The sequence below is a fragment of the Methylococcus sp. EFPC2 genome (assembly GCF_016925495.1).
GTDB lineage: Bacteria > Pseudomonadota > Gammaproteobacteria > Methylococcales > Methylococcaceae > EFPC2.
On sequence record NZ_CP070491.1, the window covers coordinates 1,556,994 to 1,573,833 of the forward strand.

A 16,840-nucleotide genomic window follows, 5' to 3' on the forward strand; every position below is an offset into this window, starting at 1 on the left:
ACTATCGAACTCTTGATTAACGGGAGGCTCTGAGGGCCGACACGATGGCATCGCCCATGGCCGCCGTGGAGACTTTCTGCGTAGCCTCCGAATAGATGTCGGCCGTGCGGTAGCCGGCATCCAGGGCGGAGACAACGGCCTGCTCGATGCGATCGGCGTTGGCGCCATCGTTGAAGCTATAGCGCAGCAACATGGCCACGGACAAGATGGTCGCGATGGGATTGGCGATACCTTTGCCCGCGATATCCGGCGCCGAGCCATGGATGGGTTCGTACATGCCCTTGCCGTCCTTGTCCAGCGAAGCCGACGGGAGCATACCGATGGAACCCGTCAGCATGGCGGCACAGTCCGACAGGATGTCGCCGAACATGTTGTCGGTCAGCATCACGTCGAATTGCTTGGGGTTGCGCACCAACTGCATGGACGCGTTGTCGACATACATGTGGCTGAGCGCCACCTCGGGATAGTCCTTGGACACCTCGATGACCACCTCGCGCCACAGCTCGGTGCACTCCAGCACGTTGGCCTTGTCGATGGAGCATAGCCGCTTGCCGCGTTTCAAGGCCGCCTCGAACGCGACGTGGGCGATACGGCGTATTTCGGACTCGCTGTACACCAGGGTGTTGTAGCCTTCCCGTTCGCCTTGCGCGTTCACGCGCCGGCCGCGCGGCTGGCCGAAATAAATGCCGCCGTTCAATTCGCGCACGATCAGGATATCCAGCCCGGACACTACCTCGGGCTTCAGCGTGGACGCCGCGGCCAACTGCGGATAGAGGATGGCCGGACGCAGGTTGGCGAACAGGGACAGTTCGCTGCGCAGGCCCAGCAGGCCGCGTTCGGGGCGCACGGAATAATCCAGCGGCTCCCATTTCGGGCCGCCCACCGCACCCAGCAGGATGGCGTCGGCCTGCTGCGAAAGTTTCAGAGTCTCGGCCGGAAAAGGGGTACCGGTCGCATCGTAAGCGGTGCCTCCGATCAAGGCCTCCTCGGTTTCCACCTGCAGGCCGAAATCGTCGCGCAGCGCATTCAAAACCTTCACGGCTTCGGCGACGATTTCAGGACCGATACCGTCACCCGGCAAAACAGCAATTTTCAAAGTCATTTCGTATCTTCAGTTCAAGCGGGGGAATTGGAAACGCTGCCCAGATCGACGAACAGCCACGAAGCTTCGGCCTCGCGCCGCGCTTCGTAGGCCCGGATAGCATCGGCGTGCTGCAAGGTCAGGCCGATATCGTCCAGTCCGTTGAGCAAGCGGTGTTTGCGCGAAGCATCCACTTCGAAATGGATGTGTTCGTCGAAAGGGGTGGTGATGGATTGTTCGGGCAAGTCCACCGTGAGCGTGTAGCCCGGTTTGCATTGCTGGAACAGCCGGTCCACGACGGCGGCGTCCAGCACGATGGGCAGCACGCCGTTCTTGAAGCAGTTGTTGTAGAAAATGTCGGCGAAACTCGGTGCGATGATGACCCGGAAGCCGTAGTCTTCCAGCGCCCAGGGCGCATGCTCGCGGGAGGAACCGCAACCGAAGTTCTCCCGAGCGAGCAGGATGCGTCCGGCGGCGTAGCAAGGCACGTTCAGCACGAAATCGGGGTTGACCGGCCGGTTGCTGCAATCCATGTCCGGCTCGCCACGGTCCAGATAACGCCATTCGTCGAACAGATAAGGCCCGAAACCGCTGCGGCGTATCGATTTGAGAAACTGCTTGGGGATGATGGCATCGGTGTCGACGTTGGCCCGATCCAGTGGCACCGCCTTGGACGTCAGTCTTCTGAATGCTTTCATTGCTCTTTACCTTGCTTGGCGGTTTTGGCGCGCCCCGGCCCGGACGAGCGAGGCTTGCGCTTCGGTTTGGCAGCTTCTTCGGCTCCGACGGAGGCCGATGCACCAGTGGTCTGGGCGCTGGCTTCCTGAGCACCGGCTTGCGGCAGGCTGGCGATCGTGCTCACATCGACGAAATGACCATAAATCGCGGCGGCCGCGGCCATGGCGGGACTGACCAGATGGGTGCGGCCGCCGTAGCCCTGGCGTCCCTCGAAGTTACGATTGGAGGTCGAGGCGCAACGTTCGCCCGGATCCAGCCTGTCGGCATTCATGGCCAGGCACATGGAACAGCCCGGATCGCGCCATTCGAAGCCCGCCTCGGTAAATATCCGATCCAGGCCTTCGGCCTCGGCCTGCTGCTTGACCAAGCCGGAACCGGGGACGATCAGGACCTGTTTGACGCTGTCGGCCTTTTTACGTCCCCTGGCCACCTCGGCCGCCGCCCGCAGGTCCTCGATACGGCCGTTGGTGCAGGAACCGATGAATACCTTATCGACCGGAATAGCCGTGAGCGGCGTGCCGGCCTCCAGCCCCATATAGTTCAGGGCGCGCTCCATGCTCTCGCGCTTGATCGGATCGGCTTCCCGCGCGGGATCGGGCACGGACGCATCGACCGGCAACACCAGTTCGGGCGAGGTTCCCCAGGTCACTTGCGGCTTGAGGGCGGCGGCATCGATTTCGACGACGGCATCGAATTCGGCATCGGCGTCGCTGTGCAGTTCGCGCCAGGCGGCCGCGGCCCGTTCGAACAGCTCGCCTTGCGGAGCGTAGGGACGTCCACGCACATAATCGATGGTGGCCTCGTCCACCGCGATCAGGCCCGCGCGCGCGCCGGCCTCGATGGCCATGTTGCAGACCGTCATGCGGCCTTCCACGGACAGGGCGCGGATGGCGGAACCGGCGAACTCGATGGTGTAGCCGGTGCCACCCGCGGTGCCTATGCGCCCGATGATGGCGAGTACGATGTCCTTGGCGGTGACGCCGGGGCCGACCTGCCCCTCGACCTTAACCAGCAGGTTCTTCGCCTTACGCTGGACTAAACATTGGGTCGCCAGCACATGCTCGACTTCGGAGGTGCCGATGCCGAAGGCCAGGGCGCCGAATGCACCGTGCGTCGCGGTGTGCGAATCACCGCAGACGATGGTCATGCCGGGCAGCGTGGCGCCTTGCTCCGGTCCCACCACATGCACGATGCCCTGGCGCGGATCCGACATGGAAAACTCGGTGATACCGAATTCGGCGCAGTTGCGATCCAGGGTTTCCACTTGCAGGCGCGAAACGGGATCGGCGATGCCCTGCTCGCGCCCCGCCGTCGGCACGTTATGGTCGGCCACAGCCAAATTGGCGCCGACGCGCCAAGGTTTGCGATCGGCCAAACGCAGGCCTTCGAAGGCCTGAGGCGAAGTCACCTCGTGCACCAGTTGGCGATCGATATAGATCAACGCGGAACCATCCGCCTCGGTGCAAACGAGATGCGCGTCCCAAAGCTTGTCGTAGAGGGTTTTTCCGGTCATGGCGATGTTTCGTTATAGGGCCGGCCAAGAGGCCCGGCGTCGATGGGTGAGCGGCGATTACGCAAGCGCGGAGAGCACCTTTTCGGTGATCTCTTGCACACTGCCTACGCCGGCGATGGTCCTGAACTCCGGCAGGCCGGTTTGCTCGGCCTTGGTCCGATAATATCCCACCAGCGGCTCGGTTTGCTCGTGATAAACGGACAAACGCTTGCGCACCGTTTCTTCCTTGTCGTCGTCGCGCTGTATCAAGGCTTCACCCGTTTCGTCGTCGAGACCTTCGCGCTTGGGCGGGTTGAAGACCACATGGTAGGTGCGCCCCGAAGCCGGATGCACGCGCCGGCCGCTCATGCGTTTGACGATCTCCTCGTCTTCCACCTGGATCTCGATCACCCGGTCGATCGCGATTCCCAAAGCTTCCAGGCCGTCGGCCTGGGCGATGGTGCGGGGAAAACCGTCGAGCAGAAAGCCGTTGCGGCAATCATCCTTGACGATCCGCTCCTTGATCAGCCCCAGGATGATGTCGTCCGACACCAATTGCCCTGCATCCATGACCTTCTTGGCCTCAAGCCCCAAGGGAGTTCCCTCGCGCACCGCGGCACGCAACATGTCGCCGGTGGAAATCTGCGGGATGCCGAATTTTTCGACAATGAACTGAGCCTGGGTGCCTTTGCCCGAACCCGGGCTGCCCAGAAGTATCACGCGCATGCTTGCGTCTCCAGGTATCGAAAGGCCGCAATTGTGGCATAAAACCCGCTAGAAGACACGGGGAGCCCGCACCAGAAGCGCATCTTGGCTCGCGGAGCGAGACTCGCAGGGGGGACGAAGAGAGCTTGCGGGAAGACGGTGGCGCGGAAAATTCTCGATAGCGGGGTGGGCGGCGCGCTAAACCCGGCGAGTTTGCTCGGCGAACTCCCGCTCGTTGCGGCGCCATTGCGAGCGGCCGTAAAGATAGCCCACGAATACCCAGATCGCGGCGCCGAAAATCAGACGGAACGGCAGATTGCCTTCGCTGCTGAACAGATCGCCGTAGCGGCTGTATTGATGGAGGGCCATGGAGAAGCAGAACATGAAGCCGCCCCAGCGCAACACGCCGTGGCTCCAGATATAACGGGACTCGCCCGACGCGCGGATTAGCCTCCATTGTTCGAGACGTTCGGCAGACCAGGCGGCTCGTGTTTTTTTCATGTCGACAGTCGATAAATTAGTTCCTGCACAGCGAACAGCAGACTGGCCGCGATCAGGAGATATTTCGGGTTAGGCGAGCGAGTACAAGCGCCAGCGAACGCGACGGCGGCGGCCGGGAGATAGAGCCCGACGTGGACGAACCCGACGGACATCGACCACACGGCGAAACCCCAGGCGATCAGAAACGCGAGAAACAACACCCGCGCGGTGCGATAGGTCGCCTCCATACCTTTACGTGCGGCGTAGGACAATTTGCCGGCACGGCGGTCGGTTTCGATTTGCGGCGGCTGATGGGACAACAGCACGGCAGACGCCAGGCAGCCGAAAGCCAGACAACCCAGTAGCGCTACCCGATCCGCCTCCCCGCGGAGCAACAGCCAGAGCCCCCCGAACACCCCGCCGTAGCATAAGCCGGTCACCCATTCTCCCAAGCAGGTATAGGAGAGCGGGCGCCGGCCCGCGTTATACAGATAACCGAGGCCGACCAGCGGCGCGGCATAAGCCAGCAGCCACAGGCGGTCCATCCCTATGAGCAGCATCAGCCCGACGCCTGATCCCAGCAGGAATGTGACCCGGGCCTGCCGGACTACGGGGGCGGTGCGGCCGCCGTACAGCCTTACCCAGGAATCCTTCTTCTCGACATCGGCGCCCAAGCGCCAGTCGGACGCATCGTTCCAGAGATTGATGGCATGTTGCAGCAGGACCACCGCCAGGGTGGCCGATAGGAGTGTCAATAAGGCCTGGCCTTCCGGCCTTGCCAGTTGGTTAACGCCTACGCCGGGCAGTATGGAAACCAGGTAGATGGCGGGATTCAAAGCCCGCCACCACCTTGTCGCACCGGCCGTCAAACGCCGGCCGGAACGGGCTCAGCCACGGCATTCCGGCGGAAATCGGCCAAAGCGGTCTCGAACCAGCCCGCATGTTGGCGCTCCGAGTCGACCACACGCCGATAGACTTCGGCGGCCCGGCCGTCCCCTTCCGAGTCGGCCTGATCGCGGAAACGCGGATAAATGTCGCTGTACTCGCGTTCTTCCACGCGGATGGCCACCGTCAAGGCTTTTTCCACCACCCCGTGGGGATTCAAGGCGATGAGTTCGTCGCAATTGGCCTTGATCGTCGCCAGCGCCTCGACGGCGCGCCGGGTATCGTCGCCGCGCGGAGGAACCCCCATGTCAGCATACAGATTGCGCAGCCAGACGGCATGAAGCTTTTCCTCGCCGGCTACCTTGCGGAACAGGGTGGCCAGTTTGGGATAACCCGCCTTTTCCGCCCAGCGGGCAAATTCGGGGTACATGACCTGGCTCTCATATTCTTCCACATCCACGAAAGACAAGGCGGTCTCGGCGCTGTCGTCCGCTTGCCGAGCGGCGGCAAAGCATTGAAATATCATGTCCTCGGTGATTTCGATACTCATGGCGTCTCCTGACAGAAAGTGGCAGAGGCTTGAACATACCACAATCTGATTTCAAGCTCAGTGTCGCTAGCGCAAAACCAGATAGATGCCCAGGCCCACCATCACCAGACCGCTGATGAATTTGAGCCAGCGCCCCTCCCGCTCCTGCAAGCGATGCTGGCTCAGGGTGTAGACGCCTATGCCGAGGATGATCACGTCATCGAGCATATAGGCGGCGTTGTAGAGCAGCAGATAGCCGTAGTAAGTCCAGGTATTCAGACCGTGCAGGGTCAGTATCCGGGTGAACAGGGCGGGGAATCCGGAGGTGCACAGAAACTCGACGATCTGCACCAGCACCGCGAGCACGACCGCCCCGACCACCGCCCCGACCAGGCTCTCGGCCTGGAGGATGCGGCGCATGCGGGCATAGATGCCGGGTTTGGCGGAATCGGGTATGGATAGCGAAATGCCACGTCCGTAGGCGAAAAAATCCTTGAGGTTGACCGCACCGGCAAACAAGGCGATGGCGGCGATCGCCAGTTCGGACAGACGAGAAAGGCCGATGAACAGGAATAGATTCAGCCAGGCCGCCATGAATACGAAATAGGCGATGCCTTCCACCGCCACGAAGGTTCCGGCGATCGCCAGCATGCGGCCGCGTCGGCCCATGGGCGCGAGCAGGGAGATCATCAGCAGCAGCACCCACATCGAGCAGGGATTGAATCCGTCCAGCAAGCCCATCGCCAGGGTGAACAAGGGCAGACCGACATGCTCGACCGATAGCTTGCGGCCCAGGAAATCGATTTCATAATGTTCCTGCGTCGTGGCCGCCGCTTCCGCCCCGCCTTCGCAGGAAATCGACTCCACCGCCTCGCAACTGCCGGCCTCACCGCCTGGCCCCGCCGCTGGAACCCCGCCGCGCTTCGACGCCAAGAGGTTGCGTATCAACTGACCCGAAGTCGCCTCGTCGCTGTAGCCTACGACCAACTGACCGCGCAGGAAAAACGCCGGTACGCGCGGGGCACCGCCGTGCTCTTTTGCGATCTGCTGCAAACGCGCCAGTGCCTCGGGCTCTTTGCTGATGTCTCTGATGCTGAGGCGCAGCTCCGGCCGCTCACCTTTCAAGGCGGCGAGAAACTCCTCCGCCTTGGCGCAATGCGGGCAGCCTTCGCGCACGAAGACTTCGATATCCACGGCAGTGGATTGCGAAGCGGGCGTTTCGGCGGCGGCCGCCCAGGCCAGGCCAGCCGGCCCCAGACTCGGTGCGGCCGTCGATAACAAAAGCAAGAGGGCGAGCCAAAGGCGCATAGCGAAGTCTCCATGAATTCGACGTAACGATGTGGTTCATTGTCGCCCATCGCGGCGGAAAATGCCGCGCCGCGCCATCTCGACGCCAAAGCTGAACAGAACGGGCCGTCACGCCTTATAATGGCCGCCGACCCCGTACACCCGCTCCAGCATGCCCTCCGATACCCCGACCCGCGAAACCGGCTTCGACATCCAGGCCTTTCTTAAAGCCCTAACACACAGGCCCGGCGTCTACAAGATGCTGGACGCCGAAGGCGAAGTCATTTACGTCGGCAAGGCGAAGAACCTGAAGAAGCGGGTATCCAGCTATTTCCTGAACAAGGATGCCACGCCCAAACAGCAGGCCATGGTGGCGCGTATCGCCCGCATCGAGGTCACCGTCACCCATACGGAAGGCGAGGCCTTGCTGCTGGAAAGTCAGTTGGTCAAGCGCCTGCAACCGCGCTACAACATCAGCCTGCGCGACGACAAGAGTTTCCCCTACATCCACGTATCCACCCACCAGACGTTCCCGCGGGTGAGCTTCTATCGCGGATCGCGCAAGAAGCAGGGGCGGTTTTTCGGCCCCTACCCCAGTGCCGGAGCAGTGCGCGAGAGTCTGAAACTGCTGCAGAAGATCTTTCCGGTCCGCCAGTGCGAGGATTCCTTCTTCAAGAACCGCTCGCGCCCCTGCCTGCAATATCAGATCGAACGCTGCACCGGGCCCTGCGTGGATCTCGTGAGCCCCGAAAGCTATGGGGAAGACGTCAACGACACCGTGATGTTCCTGGAAGGCCACGGCAAGCGCCTGATAGACGAATTGGTGCAACGCATGGAAACGGCCGCGGCCAACTTGCTGTTCGAAAAGGCCGCCCGCTACCGCGACCAGATCGCCAATCTGCGCGCCATCCTGGCCAAACAGGCCGTGACCGGCGAACAGGGAGATCTGGATATCGCCGCCTGCGCGATACGCGGCAGCCTGGCCTGCGTGCAAATGCTGTTCATCCGCGGCGGCCAACAAATCGGCGATCGCGCCTTTTTCCCCAAGATGGTCGAGGAACACGACCCCGCCAGCGTACTGGAAGCTTTCCTGGCTCAGTATTATCTGAATCGCCCGCCGCCCCGCGAGATCCTGCTGAGCCACGACATCGAAGACCGCGGGCTGCTGGAAGAAGTGCTCGGCGCACAGGCCAAACACACCGTGCAGATCGCCACCCGCACCCGGGGCGAGCGCCTGAAGCGGGTCCAGTTGGCCGCGACCAATGCCGAAAATGCGCTGCAGGCGAAACTGGCCAATCAGCAGGACTTGTATGCCCGTTTCGTCAGCCTGGGCGAGGAGTTGGGGCTGAACGAGATACCGCGGCGGCTGGAATGCTTCGACATCAGCCATACCCAGGGCGAGAAAACCGTGGCCTCCTGCGTGGTGTTCGACCGCCAGGGCGCGGTCAAATCCGCCTATCGCCGCTTCAACATCGAAGGCATAGAGCCCGGCGACGATTACGCCGCCCTCGCCCAGGCGGTGGGGCGGCGCTACCGACGCATCAAGCAGGGCGAGCACGAAGCGCCGGACATCCTGCTGATCGACGGCGGCAAGGGACAGGTCCGCGCCGTGCGGGAAGCGCTCGGCGAATTGGCCATGTCGGAGATTTACACCCTGGGCGTGGCCAAGGGTCCGGATCGCAAGCCGGGCATGGAAATGCTGTTCCCCGCCGGGCAAAACGAGCCTATCCTATTGCCCGCCCACTCCCCTGCCCTGCTGCTGATCCAGCAGATCCGCGACGAAGCCCATCGCTTCGCGATCACCGGTCATCGGCAGCGGAGAGCCAAGGCCAGGACCCAGTCGACGCTGGAGAGCATCGAGGGACTCGGCCCCAAGCGCCGCCAACAGCTTTTGAAGCAATTCGGCGGTCTGCGCGAAATCAGCCGCGCCGGCCTCGATGCCCTTTGCAGCGTCGAAGGTATCAACCGGCAACTGGCGCAACGCATCTACGACACGTTTCACGAACAGGACGCCTGACGCATGGCATACAACCTGCCCACTTACCTCACCCTGCTGCGGATCGCCCTGATCCCGGTACTGGTGGCTCTCTTCTACCTCCCCTGGCACCTCGCCCACGTGGCCTGCGCGGTGGTCTTCGCGCTCGCCGCCGTCACCGACTGGCTGGACGGTTATCTCGCCCGCCGCATGAGTCTGACCACCGCATTTGGAGCCTTCCTCGATCCCGTCGCCGACAAGCTGATGGTCGCCATCACCCTGGTATTGATCGTCCAAGCGGATCCCAGTCCCTGGGTGGCCATCGCCTCGGCCGTCATCATCGGCCGCGAGATCACCATTGCCTCTCTGCGCGAATGGATGGCCGAAATCGGTCAGCGCAAGCGGGTCGAAGTCTCGTGGATGGGCAAATGGAAAACCACGGCGCAGATGGTGGCCATCGTGATCCTCTTGCTGGGCATGGATATCTGGCGGGAAACGCTGAAAACGACCGGCCAGGCATTGCTTCTGGTTTCCGCCGTGCTGACGCTATGGTCTATGATCAACTACCTGCGCGCCGCCCTGCCGGTCCTCAGCACCCGGACGGAATAGCGCTGCGTCGTTTCCCCAACCCCAACCCATACAATTCATGACTACCGAGTACCCTGCAAAAACCTGCGATATCGAACGGCTGGTTCGCCACCCCAAACTCGTCGATGCGGTCAAGGCCGGCCGCAAGACCCAGCAGCGCCGCGACGGCCTTTATGCCTATCCCGGAGAGACCTTCGAACTGGATGGCTTGCGTTTCGTCGTGTCCAAGGTCGAACGCCAGCCGCTGGGTCATATGACGGAGGAGGATGCGATAGCGGAAGGCTATCCCAGCCTCTCCGCCTACCGCGATCTGATCCTGAAAATGCATGCCGGCATGACCTGGGACGAAAGCCATCTGGTCTGGGTCCACCACTTCCACCCGGCGGAATCCGCGACGACGGCCGCATAACGGGCAGGTCGACAGAGCCGACAAGGAGGAAGGGAAGACGATGGATGCCTACCTGCAGGTCGCCCCGGCTGTCCGCATCCGCTACTGCATAGACCACCCGCAGCAGGAGCCCTCGGGCAGCGTGCTTCTGCTGCAGGGGCGGGCGGAGACGGTGGAGAAATATGAGGAAATCATCGCCGGGCTGACCGCCAGAGGTTTGTCGGTCTACAGTTTCGACTGGCGTGGCCAGGGACTGTCGGACCGGCTTTTGCCCGATAGGCTGAAAGGGCATGTGGCGAGTTTCGAGGACTATCTGAGCGATCTGCGCCGCTTCGTTCACGAACTGTGGCAACCGCAGGGCCCCCATTATCTGATCGCCCACTCCATGGGAGGGCACCTCGCGTTGCGCTATTGCGCGGAGTGGGGATTCCGACCCGACGGCGCGCTGCTGTGCGCGCCCATGATAGACCTGCAGACCCGACGCTGGCCGCGCCATGTCGCGCCATTGATCGTCGGAGGCATGCTGGGCTTGGGCCTGGCGGACAGTTACATCCCCGGAGCCAGGCCTTATCTCCCGACGGCGCGGGAGTTTCAGGGCAATCCGCTGACGAGCGACCGGGTGCGCTTCGAGCGCTTTCCGGACCTGGCGAGGCGGCGACCGGAACTGCTCGTGGGCGGCCCCACCTTCGGCTGGGTCAAGGCCGCCTTCGATTCGATCGAGGTACTGGAGCGCCCCGGTTACGTCGAGGGCATCGATTGTCCCGTGCATATTCTCGTCGGCGACGGCGACCTGATCGTCGACCTGGAAGCCGCACGACGGATCAGCCGACGCCTACCCCGAGGCCGCTTTACGATTCTGGAAAACGCCCGCCATGAAATCATGTTGGAGGGCGACACGGTGCTGGATCGCTTTTGGAGCGCCCTTGATGCGCTAACCGGAGGTCCGGATCACTCCAGCCCGATAATTTGACCGTGATGGTCGAAGTGCACCACCGCATAGCGGTTGCGCCGGCAGCGCATCACATCGTCGGCTCGCACGCCGAAGGCCGCGCAGACATCGTCCAAGCTAACGGCTGTGGCCTGTTGCGCGCCGCTGTCTCTACGCGACATGAACGCATTGTAAGACACCCAGCAAGTCCATATGCCGGCCATGACCGACACGGTCAAACCGTATATCGCCAGCATTTCCTGCAGATTGAGGTAGCCTCCGGAAAGATTCACCCACTGCGAGCAGGCCTCGACATTCAGCAGCCAGCCTGCCAGCGCGGCCAGCGGAAACAACAAATAACACCATAACAGCCAGCCGACCGCCGACACCGCCGTGGCGCCCAAACGCTGGCGGCCGGTTTGCAGGTGGGGTGCGTTAATCACGAGTTCGGTCACGTTTCAAAACTCCTCTATCCAAAGTTACCCAGACGGCCCGCTGGCCCTGCTCTTTCGCCACGGCCTTCAGAAAGCCGACCACGGTGGTCGCCACGTTATTGAGCCAGTAAACCAGGGGATACCAGATCATCCAGTAGTAATAGCGGCTGACGCCGCCGATTTTGGCCTCGTAGCGCGAATCGATCGCCAGACTCACGCCGAACTGGGCCAGGCAGGTCACGCTCAACAGCATGCCCGTCCAGTCGGGTATCAGGGCGCTGATGGCATGCCGCTGCAGATCGAAGACCTGGCTCACCGACCAGATGGTCAAGGCGACCACCATGAGGTAGGACCAGACGATGCTGAGCAGACACTCCAGGTAAATGGGCCACATCCGCCGCGCCGCCCAGGAAAACACCCGACTGGAATAGCGCAACAGCACCTCGGCTCCGCCCTGGGACCAGCGCAAGCGCTGCTTCCACAGGCCTTGCAAGGTCTCGGGCATGAGCACCCAGCACAGCGCATTCTGCTCGAAGCGGATATTCCAGCCGTTGAGCTGGAGCTTCCAGCTGATATCGATGTCTTCCGTCACCATGTCGTTGCTCCAATAGCCAGCCTCGTGCAGGGCCGACTTGCGGAACGCGGCAATGACGCCGGACACGGTGAATATTCGGCCATAGGTCCGCTGCGCCCGCTTGATCAGGCCGACGATGGCCGAAAACTCGCCCACCTGAATCTTGCCGAGCAAAGTCGAACGGGTGCGTATGCGCGGATTGCCGGTCACCGCGCCGACCCGCGGGCTCGCGAGGAAATGCCGCATCATCCAGGTGATAGCTTCGGGGCCCAGTAGCGCATCGCCGTCGATGCACACCAAATATTCGCTCTCGGTCAACAAGGCACCCGCCCGCAGGGCCATGGCCTTGCCCTGATTGGTCGCGAGGTTGACCACACGCACCTTGTCGTGACGGTCCGCGAGGCCTTTCAATATGGCGAGCGTATTATCCCGGCTACCGTCGTTGATGGCGACGATCTCGTAATTCGGATACTTCTGGCGCAGCAGATACTCGATGGTCTCGCGTATGTTCTCCCCTTCGTTGTAACAGGGGACCAGAATGGCAACCGGCGGATAGTCGGTGAGGGACGGCACGTCGGCCTCGGTATCGCCGTCGCGCCGCTCCCAACGCAGGTAGTAGATAACGGCGCCTATCATCCAGGCATAGGCCATCACCAGCGGATAATAAAACACGAAGGCCGAGATGCCATCGCCGATCGCCAGCCAGGGAATATGGGCCCAGCCATCCTCGACCAGAGCCCAACAGCCTTGGACATAAGCCCAAACCAGCGCCATGAAATGGAGCCAGGCGGGGGGGAAGGCGTCCAGTAGGCCTGGGCTCGCGACGGCAGGTGCGGCCATGCCCGAAATCAGCCCCGGTAAACCGTTTGTATTGGGCATCTAGGGAAAATGGGGCAACGCATATACACGCTCCATGTCTTCCTGACGCGGATGATCGTGAAACACGTTATCCGGATAATATCCGATGTGGATACCGCCGGAACGCTGAACCTGCTGAATCTGCGCGATGAAATCGGTCATCGGAATTTCCTGCTGGGTATTCCAGTCGACCGACTGAAGTTCAAATACGGTCTTGCGCAAACCGTCCGGATAAGCGGCGGCTTTTTTGAGCAGTTCATCCATCCAAGCCTTGGGATTTTCGGCCTTTTCCATCAGCGGCATGGCCTCGATCGCGACATAGTCGTAATGCTTGAGCCCGGTTGCATAGGACTGCGCATACCACTCCTCGCTGTCCGGTTGCAGCAGAGGCAGCGCATAGTAATTACGGGCGGTTTTGATGTCGGGACGCCAGTAACGTACCTTCTCGGTCAGAAAATCAGTCCATTCCAGCAAAGCTTGGGTCTTGCGTTTTGCCCATTTCATGCGCGTCGCGGCATCCCCGCGCAAGTGCGCTTCGTCCGTCGGCAACTTCCATCGTCTGGCCGCTGCCAGCCCTGCCGCGGTGACATCTTCGTAATCCGACAGGATGGCGTCGTCATGGAACAAGATGCCCCCGAAACTGCAATGAGTGGCCAGGTCCTCATAGATCTCCCCAACCACTCGGCGGGCGTCCGGATTGAAGGGCGACAAACGCTTGTAGATATGACTGGCCAGTTGTGGCTTGCCATCTTTCCATTCGTGAACGAACCAGTTGTCCGGTGCATTAAGGCGATAAGCCAATACCGGCATCCAGGCATAGACCTTGACACGAGCGCGAGTCAGCAGCTGCCAAGCGACCCGGTTGAACAGATCAGCCCTCATGGGCAGGTGGCGATTGGGAAAATACAAGGCCTCCGCGTTGCCGTCACCGTCCGGGTCGGAGAACGCCTGCAAGTATACGGTGTTGACCCGCATGCCCTGGATGCGGTCGATCAATGCATCCAGATTGTGCTCGGTCTGCACGGGGTCGGGGTCGTACACATAGTCCATGTCAACGTGGACCACGTGCAGGGGCCGGTCGCCCACCCGCAGGGTCGTCATCATGCGGGAAAAATCGGCGATATCCGGATTTTCCGACACCAGCATGCGCTGAATCAGGGACAAGTCGGCGGTCGTATTCTTACCGTCGCGCAACACGAAAGTCACGCCCATGCCGACATCCCGCGCCGCTTCGATCAAAGCCCGATTGGACTCGCCGTATGGCCAGACGATGGCTCGGGGCTTGACGCCCACATGGTGGAAAATGCTCTCGCTGGCCCTTCTCATCTCCTCGCGTATGCGATGCTGGTAGGCCGTATCCTGCTCGTAGAGTTTGCTCTGCGGATCGTAAATCCGGGTGACCCCGGCCGGCTGCTCGTTGCCCTGCGGATTACCGAGCAAACCCAGGTGCAGGTCGTAACTGTGAGAAGCCACTTCCACCAGGCCGGAACGGCTCATCTCCCGCACCTGCTCCCAGCTCAACAGCGTTTCGACCGGTACGTCAGGATCGCGCGCCGTCGAGTCCATCCACTTTCCGACCAGCGCTATCGTGGCCGGGTAGCGGTATTTTTTGAGCAGCGGAAAAACCTTGTGATAGACGTTGGCGTAACCGTCGTCGAAAGTCAGCAACACCGCCTTCTGCGGCAAGGCTCGGCGGCCGGCCTTGGCGTTCAGGAGGTCCTGCACGCTCACGACATGGTAGCCATTGTTCTTTAACCAATCGAACTGGGCGATCAGATTGGCAGTGCTCACCGCGGTCTGGCCCGCCCGGATGTCCTTGGCAACTTCGTCCTTGACGTCGTGATACGACAAGACCACGAACTCCTCTGCGGCGTAGACGGGTAGCGCGCGCAGTACCAGGGCGAGCAACATCCCCGCCGCAAACCACGCCTTCGGCGGTGCGGACTTACCGGTGACAGGGAAACGAAATCGAGGAGGCAGGGGGCATCGGAATAAAGCGAGCGGCATGAACAGCATGGCGAGCGTACAAGCCCGGATTGTGAGTGTGACTGGAAGATGTACATTCTATTGCATCGCGATGTCGGCGCATAGGGATTTCCCCATGGGCTTGCTGGACATTCCAAGCCCTTCATCTAATATAAACGCCACCTTACGCACGCACCCGCTTACAACCAACCCACCATGGCCTCACTGGCGCCTAAATTACAACTCAGCGGTCTTGCCAGAAGCCTGGTCAAAGAAGAATTGCTGACGGAAGTGCAGGCGCAGACCTTGTTTGAAGAAGCGCACCAGAAAAAGATTCACTTCGTCTCCCATCTGGTCGCCAACAAGATCTTGGATGCCCGTAGCATAGCGGTCACCGTTTCCCGAGAATTCGGCCTGCCCTTGTTCGATCTCGATGCCATGATGACCGATACGATCCCGGTCAAACTGGTCAGCGAGCGGCTGATCCGCCAGCATCACGCCCTACCGCTGTTCAAACGGGGCAACCGGCTCTACCTGGCCGTTTCGGACCCGACCAATTTCCAGGGACTTGACGAAATCAAGTTCCATACGCGCCTGTCATCCGACTGCGTGGTCGTCGAAGAAGACAAGTTGTCCAAGCTGATAGACCACGCGCTGGAAGCCGCCGACACGTCCATGAAGGACCTGCTGGACACGGATCTGGACAATCTGCAGATCTCGGGCGGCGACGAGATCGAGGCCCGAGCGGACAGCGACGCCAGTGATGTTGACGAAGCTCCCATTGTGCGTTTCGTCAACAAGATACTCCTGGACGCCATTAAAAAAGGGGCTTCAGACATCCATATCGAGCCCTACGAAAAAAATTTCCGCATCCGTTTCCGCCACGACGGCATGCTGCACGAGGTCACCAGTCCGCCGGCCAATCTGGCCTCGCGTATCGCGGCCCGCCTCAAGGTGATGTCGCGCATGGACATCTCCGAACGGCGCATCCCGCAGGACGGCCGCATTAAAATGGCCTTGTCCCGCACCCGGGCCATCGACTTCCGCGTCAATACCTGCCCCACGCTGTTCGGCGAAAAAATCGTGTTGCGCATCCTGGATCCGACCAGTGCGCAGATCGGTATCGAAAGGCTGGGCTTCGAACCGGAGCAGCAGGAGAACTTCCTGCGCGCGATCAAGAAGCCCTACGGCATGATATTGGTCACCGGTCCGACCGGCAGCGGCAAGACCGTCACCTTGTATACGGCGTTGAACATCCTGAACGAGCCGGACGTGAATATCTCCACCGCCGAGGATCCGGTCGAAATCACGGTGCCCGGCATCAACCAGGTCAATGTCAACGTCAAGACCGGACTCACCTTTGCCGAGGCTCTGCGCGCTTTCCTGCGCCAGGATCCGGATATCATCATGGTGGGCGAAATACGCGATTTGGAAACCGCCGAAATCGCCGTCAAGGCCGCCCAAACCGGCCACTTGGTGCTTTCGACGCTGCACACCAACGACGCGCCTCAGACGCTCAACCGGCTCATGCAAATGGGCATCCCTTCATTCAATATCGCATCCTCGGTCCTCCTGATCATGGCTCAGCGCCTGGCCCGCCGCCTGTGCGAACACTGCAAGCAGGAAGTCAAGCTTCCACCGGAAGCCCTGCTGGATGCGGGATTCGAAGAAAATGAAATGGAAGGTCTGACGCTATACGGCCCCACTGGCTGCGACAAATGCGTCAAGGGATACAAGGGGCGGGTGGGCATTTACCAGGTGATGCCCATATCGGAAAGCATCAACCGCATCATACTCGAGGGCGGTAACGTCATGCAGTTGGCGGCGCAAGCCGAGCGCGAAGGGATCTCCGACCTGAGGCGCTCAGGCCTGAAAAAAGTGAAAGCCGGCATTACCAGCCTGGAAGAAATCGACCGCGTGACACGGGACTAAG

Annotated in this window: 16 protein-coding genes; 5 read left to right on the top strand and 11 right to left on the bottom strand. The window is 61.3% G+C overall.

Going from position 1 to position 16,840, the window contains the following annotated elements; genetic code table 11:
• Window positions 1-16 precede the first annotated feature (16 nt).
• From leuB to JWZ97_RS06475, 8 genes are all read right to left on the bottom strand, one after another.
• Window positions 17-1,102, bottom strand: a complete 1,086-nt coding sequence (gene leuB, locus JWZ97_RS06440) for a 3-isopropylmalate dehydrogenase (RefSeq protein WP_205433973.1) — start codon at window positions 1,100-1,102, stop codon at window positions 17-19.
• A gap of 14 nt (window positions 1,103-1,116) precedes the next feature.
• The gene (gene leuD, locus JWZ97_RS06445) at window positions 1,117-1,779 is read right to left on the bottom strand and encodes a 3-isopropylmalate dehydratase small subunit (RefSeq protein ID WP_205433974.1); all 663 of its coding nucleotides are present in this window, start codon (window positions 1,777-1,779) and stop codon (window positions 1,117-1,119) included.
• Window positions 1,776-3,332, bottom strand: coding sequence for a 3-isopropylmalate dehydratase large subunit (leuC, locus tag JWZ97_RS06450; RefSeq protein WP_205433975.1), 1,557 nt, complete (start codon window positions 3,330-3,332; stop codon window positions 1,776-1,778). Before leuC ends, leuD begins: the two co-directional genes overlap by 4 nt.
• A 57-nt stretch (window positions 3,333-3,389) precedes the next feature.
• Window positions 3,390-4,037, bottom strand: a complete 648-nt coding sequence (gene adk / locus JWZ97_RS06455; protein WP_205433976.1) for an adenylate kinase — start codon at window positions 4,035-4,037, stop codon at window positions 3,390-3,392.
• Between the two features lie 177 nt (window positions 4,038-4,214).
• Entirely contained in the window at window positions 4,215-4,517 is a 303-nt protein-coding gene (locus tag JWZ97_RS06460; protein WP_205433977.1) for a hypothetical protein, read from the bottom strand.
• Window positions 4,514-5,332: a prenyltransferase gene (locus JWZ97_RS06465; protein WP_205433978.1), complete on the bottom strand. Its 819-nt coding sequence runs from the start codon at window positions 5,330-5,332 to the stop codon at window positions 4,514-4,516. The genes JWZ97_RS06460 and JWZ97_RS06465 overlap by 4 nt, the downstream gene beginning before the upstream one ends.
• A 29-nt stretch (window positions 5,333-5,361) precedes the next feature.
• Window positions 5,362-5,931 carry a ferritin family protein gene (locus JWZ97_RS06470; protein WP_205433979.1) on the bottom strand — a complete coding sequence of 190 codons (570 nt, stop codon included), beginning with the start codon at window positions 5,929-5,931 and terminating at the stop codon, window positions 5,362-5,364.
• Window positions 5,932-5,997: 66 nt separating this feature from the next.
• Window positions 5,998-7,218, bottom strand: coding sequence for a glutaredoxin (locus JWZ97_RS06475; protein WP_205433980.1), 1,221 nt, complete (start codon window positions 7,216-7,218; stop codon window positions 5,998-6,000).
• Between the two features lie 151 nt (window positions 7,219-7,369).
• On the opposite strand from JWZ97_RS06475, the gene uvrC reads away from it, so the two are divergent.
• The 4 genes from uvrC to JWZ97_RS06495 are packed head-to-tail and all read left to right on the top strand — an operon-like array spanning window position 7,370 to window position 11,118.
• A complete protein-coding gene (gene uvrC / locus JWZ97_RS06480; protein WP_205433981.1) occupies window positions 7,370-9,214 on the top strand; it encodes an excinuclease ABC subunit UvrC in 1,845 nt (614 codons plus the stop codon).
• A 3-nt stretch (window positions 9,215-9,217) separates the two neighbouring features.
• Window positions 9,218-9,781 carry a CDP-diacylglycerol--glycerol-3-phosphate 3-phosphatidyltransferase gene (pgsA, locus tag JWZ97_RS06485; RefSeq protein ID WP_205433982.1) on the top strand — a complete coding sequence of 188 codons (564 nt, stop codon included), beginning with the start codon at window positions 9,218-9,220 and terminating at the stop codon, window positions 9,779-9,781.
• Window positions 9,782-9,818: 37 nt separating this feature from the next.
• Entirely contained in the window at window positions 9,819-10,169 is a 351-nt protein-coding gene (locus JWZ97_RS06490; protein ID WP_205433983.1) for an ASCH domain-containing protein, read from the top strand.
• Between the two features lie 40 nt (window positions 10,170-10,209).
• Entirely contained in the window at window positions 10,210-11,118 is a 909-nt protein-coding gene (locus tag JWZ97_RS06495) for an alpha/beta fold hydrolase (RefSeq protein ID WP_205433984.1), read from the top strand.
• On the opposite strand, the gene pgaD is transcribed toward JWZ97_RS06495, so the two are convergent.
• From pgaD to pgaB, 3 genes are read right to left on the bottom strand one after another with little or no spacing between them, the layout of a single operon-like run.
• Window positions 11,097-11,531, bottom strand: coding sequence for a poly-beta-1,6-N-acetyl-D-glucosamine biosynthesis protein PgaD (pgaD, locus tag JWZ97_RS06500; protein WP_205433985.1), 435 nt, complete (start codon window positions 11,529-11,531; stop codon window positions 11,097-11,099). The two genes, JWZ97_RS06495 and pgaD, sit on opposite strands and share 22 nt — an antisense overlap.
• Window positions 11,512-12,924 carry a poly-beta-1,6-N-acetyl-D-glucosamine synthase gene (gene pgaC, locus JWZ97_RS06505; RefSeq protein WP_240342514.1) on the bottom strand — a complete coding sequence of 471 codons (1,413 nt, stop codon included), beginning with the start codon at window positions 12,922-12,924 and terminating at the stop codon, window positions 11,512-11,514. The genes pgaD and pgaC overlap by 20 nt, the downstream gene beginning before the upstream one ends.
• Before the next feature lie 39 nt (window positions 12,925-12,963).
• Window positions 12,964-14,853 (bottom strand): poly-beta-1,6-N-acetyl-D-glucosamine N-deacetylase PgaB, encoded by a 1,890-nt coding sequence (gene pgaB / locus JWZ97_RS06510; RefSeq protein WP_205433986.1) that lies wholly within the window; start codon window positions 14,851-14,853, stop codon window positions 12,964-12,966.
• 270 nt (window positions 14,854-15,123) lie between these two features.
• Here pgaB and pilB point away from each other — a divergent pair, with 270 nt between their 5' ends.
• Window positions 15,124-16,839, top strand: a complete 1,716-nt coding sequence (gene pilB / locus JWZ97_RS06515; protein WP_205433987.1) for a type IV-A pilus assembly ATPase PilB — start codon at window positions 15,124-15,126, stop codon at window positions 16,837-16,839.
• Window position 16,840: the final 1 nt, after the last annotated feature.

Excerpts from the sequence above, each read along its gene's own strand:
- pgaB (WP_205433986.1), bottom strand. The coding sequence starts at position 14,853 with ATGTTGCTCGCCCTGGTACTGCGCGCGCTACCCGTCTACGCCGCAGAG.
- pgaC (WP_240342514.1), bottom strand. The coding sequence starts at position 12,924 with ATGGCCGCACCTGCCGTCGCGAGCCCAGGCCTACTGGACGCCTTCCCC.
- leuB (WP_205433973.1), bottom strand. The coding sequence starts at position 1,102 with ATGACTTTGAAAATTGCTGTTTTGCCGGGTGACGGTATCGGTCCTGAA.
- JWZ97_RS06460 (WP_205433977.1), bottom strand. The coding sequence starts at position 4,517 with ATGAAAAAAACACGAGCCGCCTGGTCTGCCGAACGTCTCGAACAATGG.
- JWZ97_RS06490 (WP_205433983.1), top strand. The coding sequence starts at position 9,819 with ATGACTACCGAGTACCCTGCAAAAACCTGCGATATCGAACGGCTGGTT.
- leuC (WP_205433975.1), bottom strand. The coding sequence starts at position 3,332 with ATGACCGGAAAAACCCTCTACGACAAGCTTTGGGACGCGCATCTCGTT.
- JWZ97_RS06470 (WP_205433979.1), bottom strand. The coding sequence starts at position 5,931 with ATGAGTATCGAAATCACCGAGGACATGATATTTCAATGCTTTGCCGCC.
- uvrC (WP_205433981.1), top strand. The coding sequence starts at position 7,370 with ATGCCCTCCGATACCCCGACCCGCGAAACCGGCTTCGACATCCAGGCC.
- adk (WP_205433976.1), bottom strand. The coding sequence starts at position 4,037 with ATGCGCGTGATACTTCTGGGCAGCCCGGGTTCGGGCAAAGGCACCCAG.
- leuD (WP_205433974.1), bottom strand. The coding sequence starts at position 1,779 with ATGAAAGCATTCAGAAGACTGACGTCCAAGGCGGTGCCACTGGATCGG.
- pilB (WP_205433987.1), top strand. The coding sequence starts at position 15,124 with ATGGCCTCACTGGCGCCTAAATTACAACTCAGCGGTCTTGCCAGAAGC.
- JWZ97_RS06495 (WP_205433984.1), top strand. The coding sequence starts at position 10,210 with ATGGATGCCTACCTGCAGGTCGCCCCGGCTGTCCGCATCCGCTACTGC.
- JWZ97_RS06475 (WP_205433980.1), bottom strand. The coding sequence starts at position 7,218 with ATGCGCCTTTGGCTCGCCCTCTTGCTTTTGTTATCGACGGCCGCACCG.
- pgsA (WP_205433982.1), top strand. The coding sequence starts at position 9,218 with ATGGCATACAACCTGCCCACTTACCTCACCCTGCTGCGGATCGCCCTG.